Source organism: Nostoc sp. C110 (assembly GCF_043099725.1).
Lineage (GTDB): Bacteria > Cyanobacteriota > Cyanobacteriia > Cyanobacteriales > Nostocaceae > Nostoc > Nostoc muscorum_A.
In genome coordinates, this window is the sequence record NZ_CP171148.1 from 5,063,851 (window position 1) to 5,090,164 (window position 26,314).

21 protein-coding genes are annotated in these 26,314 nt (G+C 41.3%); 13 read left to right on the top strand and 8 right to left on the bottom strand.

The features are described 5' to 3' along the window. Positions 1–76 precede the first annotated feature (76 nt). Positions 77–277: a hypothetical protein gene (locus ACFFRD_RS26975; protein ID WP_012407952.1), complete on the bottom strand. Its 201-nt coding sequence runs from the start codon at positions 275–277 to the stop codon at positions 77–79. 254 nt (positions 278–531) lie between these two features. Between ACFFRD_RS26975 and ACFFRD_RS26980 the strand changes: the two genes are divergently transcribed. Beyond that, positions 532–723 (top strand): hypothetical protein, encoded by a 192-nt coding sequence (locus ACFFRD_RS26980; RefSeq protein ID WP_392478605.1) that lies wholly within the window; start codon positions 532–534, stop codon positions 721–723. A gap of 240 nt (positions 724–963) precedes the next feature. Here the strand turns inward: ACFFRD_RS26980 and ACFFRD_RS26985 are convergent, their stop codons facing one another. From ACFFRD_RS26985 to ACFFRD_RS26995, 3 genes are all read right to left on the bottom strand, one after another. Beyond that, positions 964–2,460 carry an aldehyde dehydrogenase family protein gene (locus ACFFRD_RS26985; protein WP_392478607.1) on the bottom strand — a complete coding sequence of 499 codons (1,497 nt, stop codon included), beginning with the start codon at positions 2,458–2,460 and terminating at the stop codon, positions 964–966. Positions 2,461–2,743: 283 nt separating this feature from the next. Further along, on the bottom strand, positions 2,744–3,466 hold the full coding sequence (locus ACFFRD_RS26990) for a cyclase family protein (protein ID WP_114083167.1): 723 nt from the start codon (positions 3,464–3,466) through the stop codon (positions 2,744–2,746). Between the two features lie 270 nt (positions 3,467–3,736). Beyond that, positions 3,737–6,499: a PAS domain S-box protein gene (locus tag ACFFRD_RS26995; protein WP_392483177.1), complete on the bottom strand. Its 2,763-nt coding sequence runs from the start codon at positions 6,497–6,499 to the stop codon at positions 3,737–3,739. Between the two features lie 914 nt (positions 6,500–7,413). On the opposite strand from ACFFRD_RS26995, the gene ACFFRD_RS27000 reads away from it, so the two are divergent. The 4 genes from ACFFRD_RS27000 (at position 7,414) to ACFFRD_RS27015 (ending at position 15,250) form a co-directional block, all read left to right on the top strand. After that, positions 7,414–9,954 carry a proteasome protein gene (locus tag ACFFRD_RS27000; protein ID WP_392478609.1) on the top strand — a complete coding sequence of 847 codons (2,541 nt, stop codon included), beginning with the start codon at positions 7,414–7,416 and terminating at the stop codon, positions 9,952–9,954. A gap of 53 nt (positions 9,955–10,007) precedes the next feature. Then, entirely contained in the window at positions 10,008–10,829 is an 822-nt protein-coding gene (locus ACFFRD_RS27005; RefSeq protein WP_392478611.1) for an Rpn family recombination-promoting nuclease/putative transposase, read from the top strand. A 215-nt stretch (positions 10,830–11,044) separates the two neighbouring features. After that, positions 11,045–14,020 carry a molecular chaperone gene (locus ACFFRD_RS27010; RefSeq protein ID WP_392478612.1) on the top strand — a complete coding sequence of 992 codons (2,976 nt, stop codon included), beginning with the start codon at positions 11,045–11,047 and terminating at the stop codon, positions 14,018–14,020. A 138-nt stretch (positions 14,021–14,158) separates the two neighbouring features. Then, positions 14,159–15,250, top strand: a complete 1,092-nt coding sequence (locus tag ACFFRD_RS27015) for a hypothetical protein (protein ID WP_392478613.1) — start codon at positions 14,159–14,161, stop codon at positions 15,248–15,250. 87 nt (positions 15,251–15,337) lie between these two features. On the opposite strand, the gene ACFFRD_RS27020 is transcribed toward ACFFRD_RS27015, so the two are convergent. Together ACFFRD_RS27020 and ACFFRD_RS27025 are read right to left on the bottom strand one after the other, a co-directional pair. Continuing rightward, the gene (locus ACFFRD_RS27020; RefSeq protein WP_114083171.1) at positions 15,338–15,517 is read right to left on the bottom strand and encodes a high light inducible protein; all 180 of its coding nucleotides are present in this window, start codon (positions 15,515–15,517) and stop codon (positions 15,338–15,340) included. Positions 15,518–15,703: 186 nt separating this feature from the next. Further along, the gene (locus ACFFRD_RS27025; RefSeq protein ID WP_392478614.1) at positions 15,704–16,432 is read right to left on the bottom strand and encodes a cytochrome b/b6 domain-containing protein; all 729 of its coding nucleotides are present in this window, start codon (positions 16,430–16,432) and stop codon (positions 15,704–15,706) included. Between the two features lie 140 nt (positions 16,433–16,572). Between ACFFRD_RS27025 and ACFFRD_RS27030 the strand changes: the two genes are divergently transcribed. From ACFFRD_RS27030 to trpD, 3 genes are all read left to right on the top strand, one after another. Then, entirely contained in the window at positions 16,573–17,709 is a 1,137-nt protein-coding gene (locus tag ACFFRD_RS27030; protein ID WP_392478615.1) for a hypothetical protein, read from the top strand. A gap of 17 nt (positions 17,710–17,726) precedes the next feature. Next, positions 17,727–18,614, top strand: a complete 888-nt coding sequence (locus tag ACFFRD_RS27035) for a DNA adenine methylase (RefSeq protein WP_392478617.1) — start codon at positions 17,727–17,729, stop codon at positions 18,612–18,614. Positions 18,615–18,696: 82 nt separating this feature from the next. After that, on the top strand, positions 18,697–19,764 hold the full coding sequence (gene trpD / locus ACFFRD_RS27040) for an anthranilate phosphoribosyltransferase (protein WP_392478618.1): 1,068 nt from the start codon (positions 18,697–18,699) through the stop codon (positions 19,762–19,764). On the opposite strand, the gene ACFFRD_RS27045 is transcribed toward trpD, so the two are convergent. Further along, entirely contained in the window at positions 19,694–20,734 is a 1,041-nt protein-coding gene (locus tag ACFFRD_RS27045) for a TIGR02281 family clan AA aspartic protease (RefSeq protein ID WP_392478619.1), read from the bottom strand. The genes trpD and ACFFRD_RS27045 overlap by 71 nt on opposite strands. A gap of 245 nt (positions 20,735–20,979) precedes the next feature. Between ACFFRD_RS27045 and carA the strand changes: the two genes are divergently transcribed. The 5 genes from carA to ACFFRD_RS27070 all read left to right on the top strand — a co-directional run bounded on the left by carA (position 20,980) and on the right by ACFFRD_RS27070 (position 25,283). Next, positions 20,980–22,146, top strand: a complete 1,167-nt coding sequence (gene carA / locus ACFFRD_RS27050; RefSeq protein ID WP_392478621.1) for a glutamine-hydrolyzing carbamoyl-phosphate synthase small subunit — start codon at positions 20,980–20,982, stop codon at positions 22,144–22,146. A gap of 142 nt (positions 22,147–22,288) precedes the next feature. Then, a complete protein-coding gene (locus ACFFRD_RS27055; protein ID WP_083782327.1) occupies positions 22,289–22,654 on the top strand; it encodes an STAS domain-containing protein in 366 nt (121 codons plus the stop codon). A gap of 579 nt (positions 22,655–23,233) precedes the next feature. Then, positions 23,234–23,713, top strand: coding sequence for a ribonuclease III domain-containing protein (locus ACFFRD_RS27060; RefSeq protein WP_185580683.1), 480 nt, complete (start codon positions 23,234–23,236; stop codon positions 23,711–23,713). Between the two features lie 95 nt (positions 23,714–23,808). Beyond that, positions 23,809–24,894: a 23S rRNA (guanosine(2251)-2'-O)-methyltransferase RlmB gene (gene rlmB / locus ACFFRD_RS27065; RefSeq protein ID WP_392478624.1), complete on the top strand. Its 1,086-nt coding sequence runs from the start codon at positions 23,809–23,811 to the stop codon at positions 24,892–24,894. An 86-nt stretch (positions 24,895–24,980) separates the two neighbouring features. Next, positions 24,981–25,283: a DUF1816 domain-containing protein gene (locus ACFFRD_RS27070; RefSeq protein WP_114083179.1), complete on the top strand. Its 303-nt coding sequence runs from the start codon at positions 24,981–24,983 to the stop codon at positions 25,281–25,283. 127 nt (positions 25,284–25,410) lie between these two features. Here the strand turns inward: ACFFRD_RS27070 and ACFFRD_RS27075 are convergent, their stop codons facing one another. After that, complete coding sequence (locus tag ACFFRD_RS27075; protein WP_392478626.1) at positions 25,411–26,259, bottom strand: alpha/beta fold hydrolase; 849 nt, start codon at positions 26,257–26,259, stop codon at positions 25,411–25,413. Positions 26,260–26,314: the final 55 nt, after the last annotated feature.

A 26,314-nucleotide genomic window follows, 5' to 3' on the forward strand; every position in this document is an offset into this window, starting at 1 on the left:
TCGAACTTTACTACCTTAGGACCGTTATAAATGTGTATGTATGCTTCTTCTGTCGGGGCACGGATGACTAGGAAATTTAACCATAGACAGCTTCAGGGCGGACGATCAAATCACCACTGGGACGGCGATCGATTACGTAAGCAGAGAGGCGATCGCTATTCACATCTAAATGCCGAGCAACGCGCTCCTTCACCGCCACATCATTCATCCCTGCTGCAATTCCCAATTGGGTTTTTGGGACATCAACAGAACGTCCTTCAAATCGAATATGAACCATTCCAATCACCTCTTGTTTGAATTACGAATTACGAATTACGTAGCTTGCTTCTCGCTTTTGGCGAGTATTACGAATTCGTATTAGTGGATCTGATCGGGATTGAACCGATACCCTCCCTGTGAGAGTTACACTCACACCTCATGCAAGTTGAAAAAGCTGTGGTAACACCGCAGGAATTGAACCTGCACTTATCGTTTTAGAGACGATCGCTCTACCATTGAGCAAGTATGTAAGCTTTTTCTGTCAGGGCACAAGTGACATCCGGGATCTCTACCGTTAGAGCTACAGACCCAAGTTCGGATGATTGCGATGCTCTAAGTGAGGTTATTGCAACCTTCAATAGAAGTCAAAGCAAATGGAGCCGTCGGGAATTGAACCCGAATCCTGCAACCGTCCGTTTGTTGGCTTCGGAGCAGTCGAACACCAATCGCGGCCCCAAACAGTAGCATCTATGCAATTGTCTAGCTTCTGATAGGTTTTAGTTTTGCCTTTGAGGAGGCTTTTCTTTTCATACTACAAATGTAATACAGACTCTACATAATGTCAAGGGGATACTACAAATTTTGCAATCCAATGCGTGCTATTTAGATTCTCTCTTCTAAAAGCCTTACTCCCCTTCCCTTGTAGGGAAGGGGCTGGGGGTTAGGTCTTTTTTCTACTCAACTGAAAATCGCTGTATTACTAAATTAACTGCGGTTATCTATCTGAGCGCGTTGCAAACTTCCAGAAAAGTCAACATAAACACTTTTCCATTCTGTGAAAACATCCATTGCAGTAGTTCCAGCTTCGCGGTGTCCGTTACCGGTTTGTTTCACACCCCCAAAGGGCAAATGTACCTCTGCGCCGATAGTAGGGCCGTTAATATAGGTGATACCTGCCTCGATGTCGCGCATAGCAGTAAAAGCCCGGTTGATGTCGCGGGTGTAAACTGAAGAAGAAAGACCGTAATTGCTATCATTGAGAATTGCGATCGCTTCCTCAAAGGAACTAACCTCAATTAATGCCACTACTGGCCCAAATATCTCTTCACGGGCAACTCGCATATCGGGAGTTACATCATCCAAAATAGTTGGTTGAAAGAAGTAACCGTTTTTCAATGAGCCTTCATTGGCAATTTCTCCACCAATTAAAACCTTTGCACCTTCCTCACGGGCGATATCCAAATACTTGCTTACCTGTTGGAGTTGCTTTTCATTGATAATTGGGCCAATATCTGTGTCGGTATCAGTGCCAGCACCCAAGCGTAACTTACTAGTACGCTCGTAAAGCATGGCGGTAAATTTTTCTTTGATATCACGATGCAAAATCAGACGACTAGTAGCCGTACACCGTTGACCGGTTGTTCCAAAAGCACCCCACACTGCACCATCGAGAGCAAGTTCCAAATCGGCATCTTCCATCACTATTTGGGCATTTTTACCACCCATTTCCAGACAGACACGTTTGTGAGTGCGTCCACAAGTAGCGCCAACAAAAGCACCTGTTTCTGAAGAACCGGTAAACGATACCAAATCTACATTGGGATGCTCAACTAAAGCTTTCCCCGCTTCTTCTCCTACACCATGCACCAAGTTAATTACTCCTGGTGGCAAACCTGCTTGTTGGAAAATTTCAATCAATTTAGTTGCACAGGTGGAGGTATCTTCGGCAGGTTTTAGGATGACTGTATTACCACATACCAAAGCTGGCATAGCTTTCCAGCAAGGAATTGCCACAGGAAAATTCCAGGGAGTAATTAACGCACAAACTCCGATAGGCATTCGCACAGTCATAGCGAATTTATTAGACATTTCCGACGGTGTAGTTTGCCCAAATAGTCGCCGTCCTTCGCCAGCACTGTAAAAGGCACAGTCAATACCTTCTTGCACATCTCCCCTAGCTTCTGTCAGGGGTTTACCCATTTCCCGACTGATTAACTGGGCAAGTTCTTCTTTATGCTGGAGTAATATTTCCCCAACGCGAAAGATGTATTCAGCCCTAGCTGGGGCCGGGACTGTGCGCCAACTGCGGTAGGCTTTACGGGCTGCGGCTACTGCTGTATCTACATCATTAACTTGCGAACGGGGAAATGTGGCAACGATTTCGGTTTTGTCCGCAGGGTTGCGACTTTCTAAAGTTGCTTCCCCTACAGCATTCAACCATTGACCATCGATGTAATTGCGGCAAGATAGCGGAGTTGTCATCTTAAAAATCCCCGGCTGATGATCGAGTTAAACTTGTGTACTAATACAACTTCTGTATGAAGATGCGGCAAACTAATATGAGAAACGAACCGCAAAGGACACAAAGAAAGAAACAATAAGCCAAGAAAATTTGGCAAGACTCTGCGTACCTTTGCGTTTATTTTGCGTTCTTCTGCGTTTAAAAACGCTACGATTTTAGATAAAGCTATACTAAGTTTGCTTGCTTTCTAGGTTATCTTCAAGTTTAGAAAATTGGTGTGAGAAGTAAATATCGATATAAAAATTAAGGCACTAACGCCAAGACACCCACAGGAGAGCCAGAACCACCACGCAACCGCAGAATCCCGATCGCTAGAGTAGTACCTTTGGGTGGTAACTGATCCAAATTGGTGAGATTTTCTAAAACAATACGCGGTTTTTCCAATACCAAGCGATTAGTAGCAAAAGTGTTATCCTGTCCTGGGTCTACACCATGAGTATCAATCCCTACCCCAGCAATTTGCCGTTCCTTCAATAAGAATTGAGTTGCATCGCTACCAAACCCTGGAAAATGAGCAATACCTTGAGCATCATGATTTAAAAATGCACTTTTATCAAACCACTTTTTTTGCCAACCAGTATTCAGTATAACTACGCAGCCTTGAGAAATCTCACCGTATTCTTCTTCCCAAGCCACAATATCAGCAATAGTCAGGGCATAATCAGAATTCACGGCTGTGGCTTGACGAATATCTATGACCACCGCAGGTACAACCAGAGATTGGGCGGGGTATTGGTCAATTCCCATACTATAGCTATGGAAGCTGTTAGGAGCGTTGATATGGGTAGCACTATGTTCCCCCAAGGCTAAACGTCGGAGGTAATAGCCATCATTATTTAGTTCAGCCACAGTTTCAAATTCTACTGTCGGATCTCCAGGCCACTGGGGAATATCTATGTCAATCACGTGACTTAGATGAATAACGCGTGTGTAGGTGATACTATTTTGACCTTGGGGTTGTATCATCCCAGCCTTCTACTTTACTTATATTCAGGGATTTTTTTAAAGGTGCTATCACCTGGGTTGGGCTATGCCGACGCAAAGATAGTACTACCATTACAGAGTAATTAAAGTGTAATATTTCTAGCCCTAACCCCCCATAATAGTACAAATAATCCCCCCAATTCCTGTAAATTTTAGGTTTTTGGGGGGTCAAATGTTGCAGCAAAAAGTGAATTAATCTTAGTTAACAACCAATAGGTTAACTTTTTGGTTAAGAAAAGATTAAAGTTGTATTTATGTTGAAGGTTGCTCATGTAGTGGAATCATGATGATAAACTCCGCACCTTCTCCTGGTGCTGAAATACACTGGATTTGTCCGCCATGTTTTTGGACAACAATTTGGTAGCTAATTGATAATCCCATACCCGTGCCTTTACCCACGGGTTTTGTAGTAAAGAAGGGGTCAAATAAACGTTTGCGTACTTCTTCAGTCATGCCTGGGCCATTGTCGGCAAAGCCAATGATTACACGGTCTTCTTTGATAAGGGTACGAATGCGAATCTGAGGAGAAGTCATTTGTCCTTGGTCGTTTGTCCTTTGTTTAGAGTTATTTACTAATGACAAATGACTAGTGACAAATGACTCTTCTAAAACATCGATCGCATTTGCCAGCAAATTCATAAATACCTGATTCATCTGTCCAGCGTGACAGACTACTGCTGGTAGGTTGCTATAGTCTCGGATTACTTGAATTTCGGGATATCCTGGTTTGGCTTTCAGACGATTTTGCAACAGCAGTAAGGTGCTATCAATACCTTCATGAAGATTTACTGCTTTCGTGCCGTCTTCATCAAGGCGAGAAAAATTGCGTAAAGATAGGACTATCTGCCGAATGCGTTCGGCTCCCATGTTCATAGAATCCAGAATTTTAGGCAAATCTTGCTTGAGAAAGTCTAAATCTATGTTGTAGATTTGTTCGTGAATTTCTGGTGTTGGTGGGCAGTAACTCTGTTGATAAAGTTCTACCAAGTGCAATAAATCTTTGGTATATTCACGGGCGTGGCTAATATTGCCGTAGATAAAATTGACGGGATTATTGATTTCGTGGGCAATACCTGCAACCAATTGTCCCAAACTGGACATTTTTTCGGTTTGAATGAGTTGCGCTTGAGTGTGTTGAAGTTCTAGTAATGCTGCTTCTAGTTGCTGGGCTTTATCTTGGGCTGTTTGAGCAGCAATGCGACTTTGGGTGTAGAGTTTAGCTTGGTCAATAGCGATCGCTATTTGAACTGTAACTGCCTGTAGTAATTCTACTTCGTTGTCTAGCCAAGGCCGGAAGCCACCACAAGAACCACAGCTAAATGTGCCTATTTCGCCAGATTTGGTGTGTACAGGTAGTGACATAAAGGCAGTGAAACCAAAATCCTGCAAAAATAGTTGTGCAGTGCAATCGCTTACAGTCTCAACATCATTAATACGGATAATTTCTCTATTCAAGGTTTTGGCTGCGATGAGTTCGATTTCTGCACTAGTTGCTTCTTGCTCGTCAAGCAGACAGGGTAAAAAGGAACTTTTCGCTTCGTATACTTTTTCCCAATGGGTAATATCAGCGTCTTGCCGATACCAAAAGAAGGCGCAGCGATCGATCTGGAATAAGTCACGGATCTCCCGCACTGCGGTTTCCACAATGTAATTGAGATCCAAGGAAGCTCGAATCTGGTTAGAAAGACGATTGAGTAATGCTTCCCGTTGGGCACATTCTCTGAGTGCAACTTCTGCTTGTTTGCGATCGGTGGTGTCATAGCAAATACCAACGAAGTTTACAACATTAGCATTGGTATCTCTAATAGCAGATGAGTTGCTTGTATGCCATCGCCAACTACCATTTTTGTGTTTTACTCGATATTCAATTGCGTCTTGCTTTTGGGTTGTTGTCGCAATTCTTTGGAAATAATCTACACAAATAGGTACATCGTCAGGATGTACAAAGGGAATAAAGGATTGGCCTTCAACTTCTGCAACCTCATGCCCAAGAATTTCAGTCCAGTTAGGAGAAACGTAAGAAAATATCCCCTCAAGGGTCAGGGCAAAAATAACGTTATTGGCATTTTCAATAATGGTGCGAAACTTGGCATCGCTTTCTATTAATGCTGTTTGTGCTTTTTCGCTGGTGTCGTGGACAAGAACTATGATTTGCTGGTCTGGTAACGGCAATAACTTAGCTTCAAAATTATTATTCCCTTGTGGGAGCGGTAAGGTATATTTAAAACTGACTGAAGATTGAGTTTCTAGTACTTGAGTTATTGCTTGCTGAAAGCGATCGCAGATAGCAGTCGGTAGGCATTCTCGCAAACTCTTGCCCTGACAATCTTCTGTTGAAATATACAGGTTCTCAATCTTTCCTGGTTTGTAATCCAGAATACTTCCATCAGCATTGATACGAAAGTACAAATCAGGAATCACTTGCAAAATCGCTGTAAATTCTGATGTTATTTGGCGTAACTGTGATTCAACTACTTGGCGTTTTGCAGTTTCGGCTTGTAGTTGTTTTTGTGCTTTTTTTAATTCTGCTGCCTGTTTTTGTCCAGTTAATTTGCGGAGACGACGAGATGAATTTGTAGATGCCGAGTAGTTTTCTCTCAGGGTTAATCGCACTTCTGTTACATCCACACAATAACCGATGTAACCCGCAAAGCTTCCATCTGCTGAAAATCGTGGCGCAGCTGTATCTAAAATCCAGCGATATTTGCCATCAGACCGACGCAGGCGATATTGCCTCTGGAAAGAATTATATGTTGCAAATGCTTTTAAGTATATATTGTTACATCGTTGTCGATCTTCTGGATGGATGCTACCAGCCCAGATATGGCTTATCTCTTCTCCTCGAGCAGATGCAGTCCCGCCTTTTGTTAGATGGGTTCCAGTAAATTCCAGCCAATTTGAATTTAAGTAGCAATAAAGTGCATTGCATCCAGCCATCCAAATCATCAGAGGAGAAGTGTCTGCCTGCTGGCAAAATACTTTTTCATCCTGTTGTATTACTTCCTCTTGAACCATGATTTGGTTAATGTAGCTCTGCACCTTTTTGGAAAACACTTTTGCCTGCCTGCTCTGCCTAAATTATTAAGGTAATATGTCTGAAAATAGAATTTGTTAATAAAGGGATATCATCTTGATTGCGGCCTGTTATTTTATCTTAATACTTTATTTATTTTTATATCTCCAACAATTGCTTTTCTCTTGTAAATAAATTAAAAAAATGCTGAAGTTATCATTAAGATTAACTTCATGATTTTTGGTGAAATTTCAAATATTCATCTTTCAGGAAAATTATTTAACTATGTTTATTTTAAAATTACCTTGAAATTCATCTAAGCTATGTAATCACATAGCTCAAAACCTATTTAGCTTCACAAAAACTATATGAGTCGCTATGAGGCGATTACATCTTTATCAGAAATTCATAATAATCCATAATTTCATATCAAATAAATATTGATTTTTTATCAAGAAGAATTCAGCATAAATTAGAGTCTTGAAGACTATACAGACAAAAGCGACCTCCGTAGATTTGAAATTTTTGATTTTTTATATCTTCCGTGTAAGTAAACTTTATTTGTGTAGTAGCGGATTATATTCACCTAATGTTTTTCAGCAATTCTCTTAAAATCACTGGTCTAAAAGGATTTAATGTCCACATCCATACTAAGCAATTTCTAATTATTTCGTGTATAAAAATTTACCTATTTTATTCTGTTTTCTGGATTCTGACTTCTGAATTCCTTTTCAACTTTCCCTGAAAAACCCGATTTTTCAAAATTGTCTTGACCGTTCAAAATGCTTCATTCCAAAACCGCAAATTAAATGAGAGAGATGCTAAATGTGATATCAACACGTTGCAACAATGGCTAGCTATCGTATTTTATATGTTATAAAGCTCACAGAAATTCATGTTAGGCGGGAACTACTTTATGGAACCAGATAAACTGGGCCGTTTTAAGGAGTACGGCGAATTCATCCTCCGAAAGATAGATTCTGTGCCCCAGCACCCTTCAAAACAAGAAGATTGGGTTCCAGCTAGTCTTGATGACTGTCTCCTGCGTTTGCGGTCAGCGGCCCAGAAAACTGTAGACCTGGCAACTTCACCTGTCAAAATTGGGGTGATGGGGGAATTCAGTAGTGGGAAAACTTTACTTTTAGGCAGTCTAATCGGATATGCAGATGCTTTACCAGTCAGTGAAAACCCTACTACAGGTAATGTTACCGCAATACACATCATCCCGCAAGACGACTTTGCAACTACCCAATTAAGTAATTTCACTGTAGAGTATCTTTCTCACGAAGGGGTACATGAGTGTCTACGCTTCATGCTAGGAGAAGCCCATAAACGCACGACAGCAGCAGGACTTCCTCCGATACCAGTATCGAAACTCAACTCTGGCAAAGATATTATTAGCTGGTGTGAAGAGGCTTGGAATAGTAGTAACAATTTGGAGCTACGTTATTTACTCCGGGAGTTGGTATTATTCCTGCGGGCTTATCAAGCTTATGGGGAAGTGATGTGTGGTGGGCACTACCAGATTGATGCTACCACCGCCCGCGAAGGGCTACAACTGATCGAACAGCCAATGGCAATCCAAAATCTGAAATTTGAGGATTTACCGCCAGCGCATATCCGATTACCAAGTCCACCCCAGAGGCTACCAACAAAGTTATTGCAGAATAGCTTTCCACTCATCCGTCGCGTAGATATCGATGTGAAAATCTCACGGGAAATTTGGGATTTTACAGGTGCAGCAAAATTTATTCTCATCGACTTTCCAGGATTGGGGGCTGCTAATTCGGGAGCAAGGGATACCTTTTTGTCACTGCGGGAACTAGCAGAAGTACAAACAATTTTGGTATTGCTAAATGGTAAATCTCCTGGGAGCGATCGCGCCAATAAAATTTTCACTATGATGCAGCAGCAGCGACCAGGACAAGACCTGAAAGATTTAATTCTTGTAGGTGTAGGTCGCTTCGATCAACTCCCCCTAGACAGTGAAGGTGGCGAAAGAGAACTTGACCATTTGATTGAAGATAGCCATTTAAAAGAGGAAACCGTTTTCCAAAAACTCAAAGTTCTGCAAACTACCATTGATGGTGCAGAAGCTTTTACAACCCAAAAAGACCGGATCGTTTTACTGTCGCCACTGTTGGGACTAGCTGAATTAGCAAAACGTTCTAGTACAGTCAAAGCAGGCTCACCAGATTTTTTGGCTAACTTGGACTATCCTGATTACCTAGATCGCTCTAAACGCCTACAAGATAAATGGGAGCTATTAAGTGAACGGCTGTTAGACACCGCTCCCCGCAGTAATTTAGGCAAGCAACTAGGTTACTTTGGTCAAGATGGGGGACTTAGCAAGCTGCGGGAATTGATTCAAACCCACGTAGCGACTCATGGTTTGAAGCAACTGTATGAAGATACTCGCAGAGCAGCTGATGTTGTGAGCCAGCAACAAGATCACTTGAAGGACATCATAGATGAAATTCACGAGCAAGGAATCCCTACAGGAGACAGTCCCGCCTTTATCGAGTTGCGCTTTGTCGTCGAAAGCTTAGATAAAATCTACAGGAATTTTCAAAAAGATTTAGGGACAGAACCACTTAAAGACCGGCGCGGTGTTGTCGTCAGCGATGTAGTTAAAGACGAACTCACTTTTAGAATCCTCAATTGGAACCAGTGGACTTTACTCTTCAACAAAGCCAACAATGGAGCGATCGCTCTGGCAGAATCTAAAGGTGCAGCCGGGAAATTATTTGATCGGGGAAACCGTGTAAATACTTCCCTTCCAACTAAAAGCGATGATTTTTATCCAGTATTTGAGAAAACCGTTAAAGAAGTAGAAGATTTTGCCCGCGATCGCATTCATCAAGCCGTGGTAGATTTGTTGAACCAATTATCAAATTATGTAGCCCTAGAACGCGAACAATTGCAGGTATTTTTCCATCCAGATATGGAACAACAAATTGAAGAAAAATTTGGTTTTGAAGATGCCGATCTCTTTTACAAATTATTACTAGGATGCGATCCTAACGAATGGAAAGAAGCAATTATTTCGGAAATTAGTAGTAAAGATAAAACAGTTGCACCTGAAACCATCTTTCCTCTAGCGCGTCAAGACGAGAAACACAACGTTGGTCAAATCTTTGACTGGGCACCAGAAAAAAGCCAAGGTTTATCTAGATCGAGCAATCACCAACTTTTAGTATTGCGGCTGCGAGATGAAATCACTGCTAGCGCTAGTCTCCATCTTGTACAGTATGTTAGCGAAGTTAATCAACAAATTAATTCAGAAATAGCAGGCATTTTGGATCAAATTATTCCTAGTTTGCAAAACCTTTCAAAAAAAGAAACTTTGCTGAGATATTTGGCGGCTGGGGACTTACCACCTGAGATAGCGATTCCTACTTGGTTGCAGATTATTTCAGAACTTGCTGCTGTTTCTTACTTAGATGATTTGAGATAAGCTAACTCAGAAAGTGACTGATTGCGATCGGCTACGGTTATGAGGATGTATTTGTGAGACGTGATGCAATTTTTTATGCAATTTTCAAGCGTGTCCCAGGATTGTTTTTCGAGTTAGTAGAACAGCCACCAGTCGACGCTAGTAGCTATCGCTTTGAATCAGTTGAAGTTAAAGAACCAACATTTCGGATTGATGGGGTATTTTTACCTCCACCTGATGCAACATCTCAGATGATCTTTTTTGCTGAGGTGCAATTCCAAAAGGATGAGTTACTGTACCATCGGTTTTTTTCAGAATCCATGCTGTATATGTATCGTAACCCATCGCTTTACGATGACTGGTACGGGGTAATTATTTTACAGTCTCGCAGCTTGGAACCGGAAAACACTACTATTCACAGATCGCTACTGAACAGTTCCCAAGTACAACGGATTTATTTAGATGAGTTAGGTAGCCCTGATGAGCAAAAAGTAGGTATCAGTTTGATGCAGTTGACTATTGCCTCAGATACTCAAATGGTGCAAGATGCGAAACGTTTAATAGAGCGGGTGCAACAAGAACAGATAACTGTTTTAGCTAAGGAGGAGATAATAGATGTAATCACAACGATTGCAGTTTATAAATTTGCCAACTTAAGTCGTGAAGAGGTAGAGGCTATGTTAGGAGTTAAGTTAGAAGAAACTAGAGTTTATCAAGAAGCGAAACAAGAGGGGATAGAACTAGGAGTACAACGAGGAAGAGAACAAGTAAAACTTGAACTTGTACCTCAGTTTTTAGCTCTTGGTATGTCGATGGAAGAGGTTGCCCAATTACTTAATTTAACTATCGAACAAGTAAGACTTGCAACTGAGCAAGAATCTTCAACATCAACTTAGTAACTGCCGTAATTTTCATAGCAATGCCTACTTTGGGCTACGCCTACGCCCTTTCATATAAAAGCGTAGCCCACATAGATATCGCGCCAAATAAAAAGCCAGTGCTAAAGAGAATTAGTGGTACAAGACCAAAGATTCTCTAAATTTGTAATTTTATGATACAACATTACAGTTTTTAGCCAGGTATAAAACAAACAACAGAAAGTGATACTATAATGAACCCTTTTCAACTCAACAAATATAGCAAACAAGAACCAAGCGAGAAACAACAAAAAAGATTTCCCGGATGGTTTGCTTTAGATTTTGGTACATCGAACTCTACAGTTACACTATTCGATCCCATTGAAGTGCCGATCGCAGAAATTCTCCCCAAAGAACAAGAAATGCGGTTGCGCGATCGCTTATCACAATGGCTGAGTTCTCCCGCTTCAGTCGCTTTACCAGATGTCAGTGATGATGATTGGGCAAAGTTCATCACAGAAATTAGCAAAAACCTGGAGATAGATCCAAGAAAGTTGAGTGAAGTATTTGAAAGTGACAATAAAGAGCGATTTTTGGAAGCAATTCGCCAAATTGAGCTTTCTTTAGGAAATAGCGAGAGGTTTCGCCGTGCTGTCAGCAAAAAACTTTACCAAATTTATCATGAGGTATTCCGCGTCCCTACCCTAGAGTCGCAAAATTTGATCCCAGTTGTGCTGGATATCGATCGCCGCGATACGGAAATTCCCAGCGAATTGGAAATTTCGCAGCTAGGGGACTTAAAACTGCGGATGGGTAGGGAAGCTAGAGATAATCGCAAAAAAGCGATCGCTCAAGGCACCAGCAGTTCTTTAAAGGAAATTATCAGCAGGTTTCACCATTCACCCAAGCGCTATTTTGGTCAGGAGCGATCGTTTTCGGTTATTTTGGATGGTAAAGAAGAAATAATTACCGCAAATCAACTGATTCAATCTGCTTGGGCGCATTTAATCGAGTTAACTGAAGATTACCGCCAACGCGCCCAACGTAGATTTTCAGAAGGAACTTTTTTGACAGCAGTTGTTACCTACCCCACCGTCGCCCCACCAGTTGTTCGCAAGGAAGTTAAGGAATTTGTTGAGCAATTGGGGATCGATGATGTCCAAACTGCTTATGATGAAGCCGTTTCTGTGGCAATATTCTTTTTGTGGCGAGAATTTGGCGGTAATCTGAATATTGGCATCGAATCATTCAAAACTCGTTGCCGTCAAGTAGGAAATAAATGGTCACAAAATGTCCTCGTTTTGGATATCGGCGGCGGAACCACAGACTTAGCTTTAATTGAACTGACTTTAGAAGATAAAACCCCTACTTTTGCTGATTATGAAGATAGAGGTTTAGGAGGACGTTACTATAAACTCACCCCCAAATTATTAGGTTCATCTGGTCATTTACAGTTAGGTGGTGAGTTAATTACGCTGCGAATTTTTAGATTATTAAAAGTTGCGATCGCAGACTTTTTGTTGACAGCAGTAACAACAGGTGATATTGAAAGCGAAAAGCTAGAAGATTTAATTAGCTCTGAATTAAACGAACGATTTTTAGAACAAGGTAAATTCAAAAGTGGTAGTCTTTTAAAATGTCTAGATAAAGAGAATCCAGAAGGTGATATTGCTTACAAAGATGCCCTAGATACTGCCGAGAAAGTATTACCCACTCGTTGGCAACAAACACCCCAACGCCTGCAATCCTTTTATATCCTTTGGGATCATGCAGAGGCAGCTAAACTTAAACTTGGGCAAAAAGCACCAGCAGATAATTCTCTATTAACCTTCACACTTTCTGAACAACAAATTTCCGAACTGCTCACTCAAAGCGCCGTCAAATTGCAAGTCAAAGATCCAAATAGCATCTGCGTTACTCTAGATAACCACCAGTTTGAACGAGCCACCGTTTCAGGAATTAAGGAAGCGATTGGTATTGCTAAAGGATTGATGGAAAGTCGCTTACGTCCTGATGATCTCACCAAAGATTCTTGGAATTCCCAAAAAGTTGATTGGTTAATTCTGTCTGGAAAAACTTGTAATTTAGATATAGTGCAGCGCCAAATATACCAAGAATTTAGTAAATCTCCATATTTTGTGTGGAATCCAGAACGAATTACTTTTGTGCTGGAATTTACCAAATTAGCTACCTCCGCCGGTGCTTGCTATGCCGAAAAACTACGAAGATTAAGATTCGATCCAGAAGAGTCAAAAAGCTTACTGCGTAAGGGAGCCAACCAGCTAGAAATTGATGTTAAAAACCTATTTTATTATTTGCCTTGCAACTTCAAACGTAAAACCCAAAGTAACGATTTACTAACCATATTTAAAGCTGGACAAGAACTATATCAACTCGCACCTTGGGAAAGTGTCGCCAAAGTTCGTACTGCATGGCAAGGAATCCAATTAACTAATATTATTTACCGTCAAGACTACGAAGATGGAGATTTACGACTATGGGGTAGCTTTGACGGCAAAAACCTCATGAATAAACTGGGAATGCAAGAAGCCGAGTTTCTGAAAAAAATTAAAGTCCAGTTTGAAATTGACCAAACCCTTGAATTTAATGTGTTGCTTTGTCAGGGAAATCCCCATTATTTAATTGATATCCCAGGCATTGATTTGGAATCGGTTGTTTCAGAAACGTCCCCGTTATTTGCTGATGGTAAATTAAACTGGAATATTGCCGTTGAAGGTTTAAATAAAGATTTAAATGATGGTGATATTGCCGTCAATGTTATTGAGTCGGCAACTGTCGATCAACCAGATGCTTATCATCTTGTGTTTGAAGTAGGAAATGATGGTAGTAAGTTGTTCCAAAAATTCCACTATCTGCGCGATGGTGTGACAGAACCAGGAATTGGGTTAATTAGTAATCCTTTACCTCCCTTCCCACAAACTGGCCAACACACCTTCTATATTTATCAAACAGATGCCCAAACCAACAGCAAAAAATGGATACGAATTGGCGCACTGAGCAAGCCAGATGTGACAACAGATTACCCTTGCCAATATCGTGTAACTCTAGACGATCAAGGTATCCTACGGATGCACGCTGGTGAAGTACCTTACTGGACATCAAACAGTCAGGAATGCCTAAAAGAAGAGGGATGTATTTATATTGCTGAATTAGAATTGCAACCCAATGAAGTTGATAAAGAACGCGATCCATTTTGCGGTATACATTAACTCTTGCATTAAACCTTTGCGTTCCTCTGCGTTGAAAAAATTAAGATTTTTAAACGCAGAGGGGCGCGGAGTAAACGCAAAGGTACGCAGAGGTTTGCCAAGTTTAATTCGCTATAAAAATATTTGGAGGTGAGATTCATGCAGCACTTGCGTCAATTATTAGAGATAGAAAACTCACAGTTAGCCCAGTTACTGCGGTTTAGTTTGTATGGACTAGAGGCGACTTTAAATCAGGCTCGCACAGAATTACCACTAGATCCAGGATCTAAAATATGCGATGAGGTGCTGCAAGAACTTCATAACCTGTTGGAACCTGTACCCCCACAGCAAAATACTGGTTGGGAAGATGCGCCAGATGATTTAAAACTAAGTCACCTGCGGGAAGTTTTTGATTCTGACTCAGAACTTAATTATTATCTGGGTAATTCCCAACTGCAAAGCACAACGGATTCTGATTTATGGAATGAGATTCAACGCAAGCTGCTGCGAGTACCAGAAGATTTAGCTGCAACTTGGCGATCGCGCACTTTGGATTTAGCTCAAGAAGTTGGTGCGATCGCAGATAATTCTAATCTCTTTCAGCTTCCCTTTATTCGCGACGAAATTATCTACCCCGGACTTAGTGGTACTGTTCAAGCTCAGGGATTGACCTTGTATCAACAGGCACTTTCAACTTCTAAAATTCCCCAAGGTAATGTATCCGATTTACCAGCAGCATTCCTATTTTTATATATGAATTTTATCGAAATAGACCCAGATTTACATCATGCTTTAAAGAGCGTTTTTAGCTTCGATGTCATTTCCTTACACTCCAAAGCAGAACAGCGCGATCAATATATTGATGCTTTAAGCGATCGCTTCCAACGCACCCAAAAAGCTGAGAAAAACACTGATCCCCTGTCAATTCTTCGTGCTTGGATTGACATGGATGAAGCAATACATTCCTTAGTATTCGTACCACCGGCTGAACGCTATTCTTGGTGGGGGAAGCTACAACATGAATCACGGCGCATCCTGAAGAAAGTTGTTGATGAGGCAATTAATGCAGGTAATGAAGTGCGAATTCGCCAATTATCAGGGCTTTATGCAGATATTTGTGCTTCATCCAAAGATGATTTACAACTAGACTGTGGTGGTATTCCTGGCGAAGTCTTAACTTGTCTGCGAGTATATGCGCGAATTAATCAGGAAGAATCCCCAGGCCGTGTAATATTTCGCTCATCACGCTAAGAGAATTTCCTTATAAAAGAAAGGCAGACGATTTTATGAATCACTGCCTTTCCAGATTATCTAATGAAGCTATAAAAACCTTTAAATCTATAGAATGCCCCAGAAGTGTAAAATCCCTTGACCAGAAAAGACTTCAAGTGCAACAGCAGATAAAAAACCAATCATTGCAAAACGACCGTTCCAGTTTTCGCTCTGAGGAGTGAAGCCCCAGCGCAAAGCATTGGGATCTTGTGAAACTGAAGGCGTAGTCTTTTTAACGTCTGCCATAAATAATACTCCGAGCTTTTATGTTGTAACAGGTATAACTGCCTGTAAAGTAATGTAACAGATTTTTAAGAGAATGCAACATAAACTCGATATAAAATTCAGTAATATATATTACGGGTGCGTAATTTTGTGTTAGTAGATTTGCGATCGCCTACGGTGGCAAGCTACGCCTCAACAGCCAATTACCTATGACTCACTACCGGGAAAAAATATAGGTAAGACAAACGCTGTCAGAATTCCACCCAGCACAATAACCTCAATAATTCTGAGGTAAAAATTGTTTTGCATAAAATTATTCATTACCGCACCAAAGTTAGCCTGTAAGCTAGTCAACCAACCACGGAAACGACTAGACCATTTATCAGGGCTATCTTCTGGGCGAAACTTCCATGAAAACATTGAAAGTAACAACGGCGCACCACCGACCTTGGTAGACATCAAAACATGAATCGCCACACAGCAAACCATCACAACCCAGCCACTAAGGTGAAGGGAGTACCAAATATGATGTAGCTGCCCTGCTGGAAGCCATTCTTCCTTCATCATCCTGCCAGAGTTCACAGCCAAAATAGCGGCGATGAGCATAAGAGTATTTGCTAGACGTTGCAAGCTAACCCACCAAATTGGCTTGCCAACCTGGGTTAGTTGCTGCAAAGAATCAGATTGAACTAGGCGTTTTTGTCCAGAATGAAAGCTATAGAGGGCAAAAGCTGGCAGAATAAGCAAGAAACATAATGCAAAAGTGCCGTGAATACCCTGAATATCCCCAATTTGAGGAAATGGTATTTTACCAAATCGGCGATCGTAAGTGTTGTAAACCAAAAATCCAGTAATAATTGCTGCAATAACTAAAATTCCACTCGCGCCGTGAAGAATTCGCAACAACAAAGGTTGATAAGGTGCAGAACGGGGCATAAAATGAGCCTTGGTAGCTTACTTCAGAAAATTGTAACCATTCAGGAAGAAATTAACTCTTGCTTGGTTATTTCTATGCTTTAATAGCCAATACTGAACTGAACTATGGCAAAGAAAAATATTAATAAAAATTTGAATATATGGCTGAAGTTCTCCATTTTACAGGATTTATAAAAGGAGTGACCTATAAAACTTACTTGGATGATAATTTAAGTAGGATTAATTTAGATGTATTTGATGTCAATAAAGAAAGGGGTTATGGATTAATCAAGTCACCTACAACTGAAATTGCTTATTCAAAATGGGTATCACCTAAGAGAACCAGAAGTTATCCATTTGCCAGAATTTATAATACATATAATTCCTCAAAAGTTATAACTATTATCCCGGTGATTAAAGATGAGGGCAAAGATGGAGATATAGATAAAATTCAATACTCTACCATTTCTTGGATGAATTTGCTTAACATCTATATAGTACTTGCTTATTACGAAACAGCAAAAAAAAGTACTAAAAAAGGGCAAGCTAATAAGAATAAATTGAGTAATCAGAAATTTGCTAATGATTTTGTTAAATTTCAAATCAGTGAGATATTAGCATATCGACAAAGCGCACTACATTGGAACAAGAATCTATTTGAAGAAAGATTTACACAAACTTTTGAAAAAGCTCTAGATTCTTATAATTCTATTTTTCATCAAACTGGAGTAATAATTCACTCACGAGAAGGATTAGATAAATACTTACATAAAATCAGAGAAGAGTTTGAGGAATTTAAGAATATTTCTCTAAAAGGTTCTCAGAGTGCTAGTAAGAGAGAAGCGCTGACTTCTCATAAACTAGAATATTTAGTGGATGGATTAAAAGCAACTTTTAGTATTGAAAACTATCTTGGCGGCATTTACTATTTGACTCCTGATGAGATAATATTCGAGAACAACACGTATATTATACAAGAATCAAAAAATACTTCAAAAGCATCCTTGCCAAAACTCCCTGATATTCAAGATGGTTTATTCAAGCTAATTTTATTTTCTAATTTAGATTCTTTAATATTGAACGATGAGCCAGTATTATTTGTTACCAAACTAAAGCTTACGGGCAACAACGTTGTTGGTTCTATTGTTTTTCCAGATGCATCTCTAGAAGACCTAGAATACTTTTTAGAAGTTAATATTAAAATTTTTAATACAAATCAAAAAGCAATTATCAAAAAATTGGCTTTAGAAGCTCAAAACAATCATAAACTTAAAATAGAAGTATCCAGTAATTTTTAAACATTATAATCTTGGTTATGATTAAAAGCCCTCTCCGTTATCCTGGTGGTAAGTCGAAAGCAATAAATCAAATAGTTGAATACTTGCCAGAAAGCTTTTCGGAATTTCGAGAGCCTTTTGTAGGTGGTGGTTCTGTATTCATTTATTTAAGACAAAAGTTTCCTCATATCAAGATTTGGATTAACGATTTAAACCGCGAACTCTTCTTGTTTTGGAAAATTGCCCAATCTGATATAGCTCAGTTAGTTAAAGAAATTCGACATAGTAAAATCAAATATACAGATGGCAAATTACTCTTTAGAGATTTAACTAGTGTAGATGTCAATAATTTATCTGATTTAGAAAGAGCAGTTCGCTTTTTCGTACTCAATAGAATTACTTTTTCAGGAACTGTAGAATCAGGTGGTTTTTCTGAACAAGCTTTCTATAAAAGATTTACTGATTCTTCAATAGAACGGCTAGAAAAGTTAGAAAATATTTTATCAGAAAATGTCCAAATTACTAATTTGGATTACAGCCACCTATTAAAGCCAGAAGGGGAAGATGTATTTTTATTTTTAGATCCACCATATTTTAGCGCTAAAAAATCAAAGCTATATGGTAAAGATGGTGACTTGCACACATCTTTTGAGGATCAGAGATTTGCTGAACTTTTGCAACAATGTCATCATCGCTGGCTAATTACCTATGACAACTCAACGCAAATTCTAGAAAATTTTCAATGGGCTAATATCTCAGAGTGGGAATTACAGTATGGCATGAATAACTATAAACAGAGTGGTGCAGCCAAAGGAAAAGAATTATTCATTACTAACTACGAAGTTAAACTTTATTTGGATAAAAAAGCAAAAAATCAGAAACTTGTTAATCCAGATTTGCAGTTGAGCCTTGATATTTCAACCTAACTTTAATAGCAACCAATTTTCCGGTAGTATAGCTCCCATACCCTTCAACTTAGCTACACCTACCAAACTACAAACCTTAGCTATGACAACTTTTCCAATCCCTGCTCAAGAATCGTCTGTTAGCTGGTATATGTTACTGCAACAATTAATAGATGGCCAATCCTTGTCTCGTACTCAAGCTGCTGAATTGATGCAAGGTTGGCTCAGTGAAGCGGTTCCCCCAGAGTTATCAGGCGCTATTTTAACAGCGCTGAATTTTAGAGGCATTTCTGCCGATGAATTGACTGGTATGGCTGAAGTCTTACAATCTCAATCTTCTCCACTCAACACTCAGAAATCAGCACTTAGCACTGTAATAGATACCTGTGGAACTGGTGGAGATGGTTCATCAACCTTTAATATTTCTACAGCCGTTGCATTTGTAGCCGCAGCATCTGGTGTACCCGTTGCTAAACACGGCAATCGTTCAGCTTCAAGTCTCACGGGGAGCGCAGATGTTTTGGAAGCCTTGGGTGTAAACTTGAGCGCATCCAGTGACAAGGTGCAAGCCGCACTACAAGAGGTGGGGATCACTTTCTTATTTGCACCTGGTTGGCATCCAGCACTGAAAGCAGTTGCACAATTGCGGCGGACTCTCAGGGTACGAACGGTGTTTAATTTGCTGGGGCCATTAGTAAATCCTTTGCGTCCCAATGGGCAGGTGGTGGGGTTATTTACTCCCAAACTTTTGGCGACTGTTGCTCAAGCATTAAACAATTTGGGCAAGGAAAAAGCGATTGTTTTGCACGGGCGAGAAAAACTTGATGAAGCGGGGTTAGGAGATGAAACAGACTTGGCAGTTTTATCAGATGGAGAAGTGCAGGTAACTACCATTAATCCCCTAGATTTGGATCTAACGCCTGCTCCCATAGGTATGCTTCGGGGTGGGGATGTCCAAGAAAATGCGATGATTCTCAAGGCGGTATTGCAAGGTAAAGGAACTCAGGCGCAACAAGATGCTGTTGCGTTAAATGCGTCGTTGGCGTTGCAAGTAGCAGGTTCGATCGCACTGCTGGATCACGCCCAAGGGATTAAAATCGCTAAGGATATCCTACAAAGCGGGGCAGCTTGGACGAAGTTGGAGCAGTTAGTTGAGTTTCTGGGGAATTGATTTGCGATCGCGATTGCGGGCGAAATTCTACGACATTACGCTTGATGGTGACATCGTAGTTGCCAAAAAAGTCATGGCCTAAAAGTCCAGTTTCTAGTTCCGCACCTGCGATCGCTACTGGTACTTTATTCACTATTACCCCACCAAGTGCCATCGAATTAACATAGCCCACAGGGAATTCTACAGCCCTAGAACTAGCGGTATTTGCCTTAGCTTTCCCTACTGTCACGACTCCCAAAGCATTGGCCATCTGTTGGGTGATGACAGTGCCACTGGCTCCCGTATCCACAATCATCTCAAATTGTCGCTGGCCATTGAAAGTGACTTCGACAATTGGTGTTCCACCAATCCGCCTTTTAATCGGCGCTGTAAATACCTGCTGATCTGGAATTACTACTGCTGATGAGGGCAAACCTGGCTCTATTGGTAACGGCTTTGTTTCTTGTGGAGGCGAGGTATACTTTGGTGTAATTGTTGTTTGGGGAACCACAACCACTATCCTCTTCGGTTCGGCAAGGCGGACAGGGCGAGGAGTAGCTTGTTGTTGGGCGTATTTAATTTGGCGGCGATATTCAGTAATTTTGGTTTGAGCGATCGCAAATTCTGGGCTTTGTCGCCGGACTCTTTGCATCAGCGCGATCGCATCCTGGTACTGATTCGCCACCAAAATCCAATCACCTGGAGATTGAGCAGAACGGCTGATACTCCAAGCACCAACCGCTTTGTCTAGCCCCTGTTCAAAAAGGCTTGGTTCGCTTTCAGACGGCTCTAGCGGCTGTACTTCTGGGGTAACTGCTGGTGTTGGTGATTCAACGGCAGGTTCTACTGATGCCAAATCCCCAATTGGCGCGGGTTGCTCATTGCCACCAGTCACAGTGTTCCGTTTGTCTTCACTACAGGCAACACACAAAACCGCAAGAGCGCTTGATACTAAAATTAGGGTTGCACGGGATAAAAAAGACTGAAGCATAATTAATTTTAACCACCCAAGCTTTGTCAAATCCACTCCCGCCACTTTAAATTCCCACTTTAATTTTAATTAACTATCCAAAAAACTCCTAATTGCTCAACTCATGGGATAATTAACAATCGCAGTATTGAAGAATAGGTAATGGGAAATGGGGAATAGCCAATGGGGAAGAGTTTAGTACCAGCCCAATCCCCAATTCCCAATTCCCAATTCCCAATTTCCAATTCCCAATTCCCCAATTTACTATGCCCCTGACTGACGCAATACCTGCTTTACTTGTCTTGGCAGATGGAACTACTTATCGCGGTTGGTCTTTCGGTGCGACGGGAACCGCGATCGGAGAAGTGGTGTTTAACACTGGCATGACCGGATATCAAGAAGTTCTGACTGACCCTAGTTACTGCGGTCAAATTGTCATTTTTACCTATCCTGAATTAGGCAATACTGGTATCAATCTTGAAGATGAAGAATCAGATGGTCCCCAAGTGCGGGGTGCGATCGCCCGAAATATTTGTCAAAGACCAAGTAACTGGCGATCGACACAATCCTTACCAGACTACCTCAAACAAAATCAAATACCAGGGATCTACGGCATCGATACCCGCGCCCTCACCCGCAAAATTCGGATGTTTGGAGCCATGAACGGCGGCATTTCCACAACCATTCTTGATGAGGCGGAATTGCTAGAACAGGTACAGGCAGCTCCCAACATGGCGGGATTGAATCTGGTTCGAGAAGTCACCACATCAACGGCTTATGAATGGTCAGATCCCACAATTCCAGCTTGGGAATTCAACTGTGAGGCTGCGGAAAATCTTGGAGAAGCCTTTACCGTTGTTGCCCTTGACTTTGGCGTAAAACGCAACATTTTGCGTCGCTTAGTAAGTTACGGTTGTCGGGTAATTGTTGTGCCTGCTGATACGCCACCAGAAGAAATCCTCAATTACAATCCAGATGGTGTGTTTCTTTCTAATGGGCCGGGCGACCCGGCTGCCGTCACTGGAGGGATTGCAACTGCCAAAGCGCTTTTGTTAAGTCAAAAACCCATCTTTGGTATTTGTATGGGGCATCAAATTTTAGGTCATGCGTTAGGGGCAGAAACCTATAAACTAAAATTTGGTCATCGTGGTTTAAATCAGCCTGCGGGTTTACAACAACGGGTAGAAATTACCAGCCAAAACCATAGTTTTGCTATTGACCCAGATTCTTTACCTACGGCAGTTGTGGAAATCAGCCATCTGAACTTAAACGATCGCACCATTGCCGGGGTACGTCACAAATCTCTACCTGTATTCTCTGTACAGTATCACCCAGAAGCCAGTCCTGGCCCACACGATGCCGATTACTTGTTTGAGCAATTTGTTCAAGCCATGCAAGCAGCACGTCAAGCCGCAACAGCCGAGGTTAAGTAAAAATAGGGAATGGGTACTAGCTAGGGACTAAGAAAAAGTTTTTCAATGCCCAATGCCCAATCCCCAATGCCCCAAAAGATTGTAGACAACATGCTCAAAAACCATCTATACTTGAGCGTTCACTTTAACTCATGAGGAGGGAATTATTGCTGAGCCACTGAATCTAACCGTTAGCCTGAGGGGTACTCGTGAAGTCCGGGATAACTGCCAGCTATTCCGCCTCACAGGTTTGTTAGATGCCTTTTCTGAACCCACATTTCGCAAAGTGCTTGGCAGCAAGATTGAAGAGGGCCCTAAGCACATTATTTTGGATCTCTCACAAATCGACTTTATTGATAGCTCTGGCTTGGGCGCTCTGGTGCAGCTAGCCAAGCAGGCTCAAACTGCTGAAGGCACTTTGCAAATTGTCACGAATGCCCGCGTAACTCAAACGGTCAAGCTTGTTCGTCTAGAGAAGTTTCTCTCCCTGCAAAAATCAGTTGAAGAAGCTCTAGAAAACGTCAAGTAGTCTTGGTTGCTTGAACCGAGAGACTAATTCAGCTATCCAGATTCAATATCGGGTAGCTTAATTTTTAAAACTTCTGGCAGAAAACCTCTCTCCTTGTGGGAGAGGCAATAAGCCAGTTGCGCTATTATCTTTAAAGTAGAGCAATCAAAAAAATATATATACCAAGTGATTGCTGTGTAATCGCTTACTAGAACATTCGGATAAATAACCAAGTCTGAAAAAGTTGTAAAAAATACAAATTTAGCAGATTTGTCTATAGATAAACTTGACTTGATACTGTATAGTTAAAAATTGTCACTTACTAAGTAAGCATAGCAATGCTATCTAGTAACGGGGTGTATTTGATGTTCAGATTTTACCCTATCTTAGACACAGACTACAAGAAGTAGGCGAAATTTGGTTTACAAGGCGTTGACATCAGGGTGATTTTAAATGCCAACTCTCAATCAAAAAGATGAAATTAAAAAGTAACTTTGATAGTATTGATTATGCTAAGTATACTATCATGGCATACTTCAAAAAAATCAGTCTTTGCGAAGAATGCCTGCCAAATCTAGCCCGTCAAGGAATGATTTATTTGTGAAGTCACAGGAGGAAGAGCTATTAGATGGACAAGATAAAACTCCCAAGCAGAGTTTATCTTGGACTGAAGCACTCTTGGCAACCACAGGGCCATTCCAACAGATTTCCCTCTCACAAGTGCAACAAATTTCTCCTACTGCTTTAGCATATTTGGGGGATGCAATTTATGAGTTGTATGTTAGAATGTTCTATCTGCTGCCATTGCAGCGGTCGGGAATTTACCATAGTCTGGTAGTGGAGCAGGTAAGAGCAGAAACACAAGCGCTACATTTGCGATCGCTAACTCCTCATCTGAGGGACACCGAATTAGAAATTGTCCGACGGGGTAGAAACGCCGCTACAGGCCGCCCTAAGCGACTTAATCCCGAAATTTATCAACAGGCAACTAGTCTAGAAACCCTAATAGGCTATTTATATCTCACAGATTACCAGCGTCTAACCGAACTGTTGCAAATGCTTCATGTAGAAAAAGGGTGAAAACTCAATTTCACAACAATAGGTACAGCAGTAGATTAGGTTCCAGAAATTACGGTAATCGGTATGTTCAACCATAAGCTATATCCATAAATCAAATGCAGAATAAACCGAGAAAAATCATCAACAACACTTCTACCGGCGAACCCAATCGTGGTAAACCTATAAAAATTAAGGGTAAGCGTGTTGTTAGTAATCCCACGCGCAACCCCCGGAAAATAGATAGTAACCCTATCTCTGTTGCTAATCCCACTCGTAATCCCCGGAAAATAGATAGCAACCCCATTTCTGTTGCTCCCATTCGCAATCCCCGGAAAATAGATAGCAACACCATTTCTGGCAATTCTCGACAACGAAATAGCAGCTTCTCTCAGCCGCCTGTATCTACACAACCGATAGAAGAAGATAACGATCTCATCTACGGTCGTCATCCAGTATTGAGTGCGTTGCAAAATCAACGCAATCTTAACCGCATCTGGATTACTACCCGTCTGCGCTACGATCCCAGCTTTCACCATTTTCTGCTGCAAGCTAAGGAAAATGGCACCGTTATTGATGAGGTTGAACCCAAGCGCTTAGACTATCTTACCAATGGCGCTAATCATCAAGGTGTGGCAGCACAAACTGCTCCCTACGGCTATATCGAATTGGCCGACCTCATTGAACAGTCTAAATCTGTAACCGATCCCGTTATTGTAGTGGCTGACGGAATTACTGATCCCCACAACTTAGGAGCAATTATTCGCACCGCCGAAGCAATAGGCGCTCAAGGATTAGTAATTCCCCAAAGACGGGCATCTGGGATCACTTCCACTGTCATGAAAGTAGCAGCAGGCGCTTTAGAAAACTTTACTGTATCTAGAGTTGTTAACCTCAGCCGCGCCTTAGAAGAATTAAAAGAAGCTGGCTTTTGGATTTATGGTACTGCTGCAAGTGGAAGCGAACCCGTGCATACTGTAAATTTCAAAGGCCCAATCGTTTTGGTAATCGGTTCAGAAGGCGAAGGTCTGGGTATGTTGACTCAACGTTCCTGTGATTTCTTGGTATCGATTCCTCTGCAAGGTAAGACTCCCAGCCTGAATGCTTCTGTAGCAGCAGGGATGGCGCTTTATGAAATTTATCGTCAGCGATCGCTAAATACGCTGTACTTAGATAAGTTACAAAAAATTTCTTTGAAAAAATAACAGTAACAGAGTATAAAGAAATGTAAAAGATAATAAAGCACCATATCGTTTAACACCCTGTAGACGTTTATAAATCGGCGAAAAACATGAAAACCCTTTGGCATAACCTCAAGGAAGTGTTGATTAACACATTCGACTCCATCGGCCTGGCTTGGTGGGTAGAGATTGTGACGCAAAATCCCCGGTGTACTTACTACTTTGGGCCATTTCTGACTTCTTCTGATGCAAAATTTTCAAGCATTGGATACATAGAAGATTTAGAAGTCGAAGGAGCTACGGGAATTACTGTGCGTGTCAAACGTTGCAAACCTAATACCTTAACAATTGCTGAAGACTTGGGGGAAAGATTTGACCGCAAAGTACAGCCTGCCTTTGGCGGTCAGATTTAAGTTAGGCGAAAATTAAGATAATTCGTAATTCGTAATTCGTAATTCGTAATGGGCTTCTCTACGAGACGCTAACTTAATTTCGAGTTCTAATTGCGAATTATGTGGTTCAGAGGTAAAAACTCTGGGACTATTGAATACCAATTACCTGCGGATGTTCTTCCAGCCAATGGTCAATGTCATTCAGCACCTGCTGGGGGACTTCCCACGGGAAAAGATGGGCGGTATTTGAATAGCACTGCCACTGAGAATTTTGGAGGTGTTGAGCAGTTTCTAGGCTCGAATCAGATGTGATGTGGCGGTCTTGATCGCCAGCAAGTACCAAACTAGGACATTGTATTTGTGGCAAATCTGGAAGCCGATTGTATCGTGACTGAATGGCGCTATAGAGGGCACGAGTAGCAGCAGGAGAGGTTTGCAGATAAGCTGGTACTGCTTCTTTGGCGATATAGTTGTAAGTTGTGGATGTATGTTGTTGAACTAAGTAGCGGAAAAGCGATCGCTTGCCAAAAGTTTCAATATTCCATCGCCAACTCGGTTTTATATAGTTTAATAAGCCAGCAACGCCAGTATATAAATTATCTTGCAAAGTGATGGTCGGATGACTACCACGGGGTTTTGCAGCTGTCGCTACTAAAATCAGCCCAGTAACGCGCTCTGGTAAACGCAATGCCAGTTCCATTGCCAGAATGCCCCCAAGTGACCATCCCAATACTAAGCATTTGTCAATATTTAAGCGATCCAGCAGCGCTTCTAAATCAGTTAAATGGTCAGTCATAGTAAAATTGCCATTCCACCGACTTTTGCCATATCCGCGTAAATCAGGGGCAATAGTTTGATAGCGTTTTGATAAATGATTGGTGAAGACAGAAAGACTACGACCAGTACCAGGATGACCATGTAAGCCCAAAATGGGGAATCCTTGACCTTGGATGTAAACATTGAGACGTGCAGCAGTTGTAGGATGGCGATCGCTCATTACTTGCCATTCTCCTGTATAGCGAACACAGTGATCGCTTCAGTCCTTTGTGCTG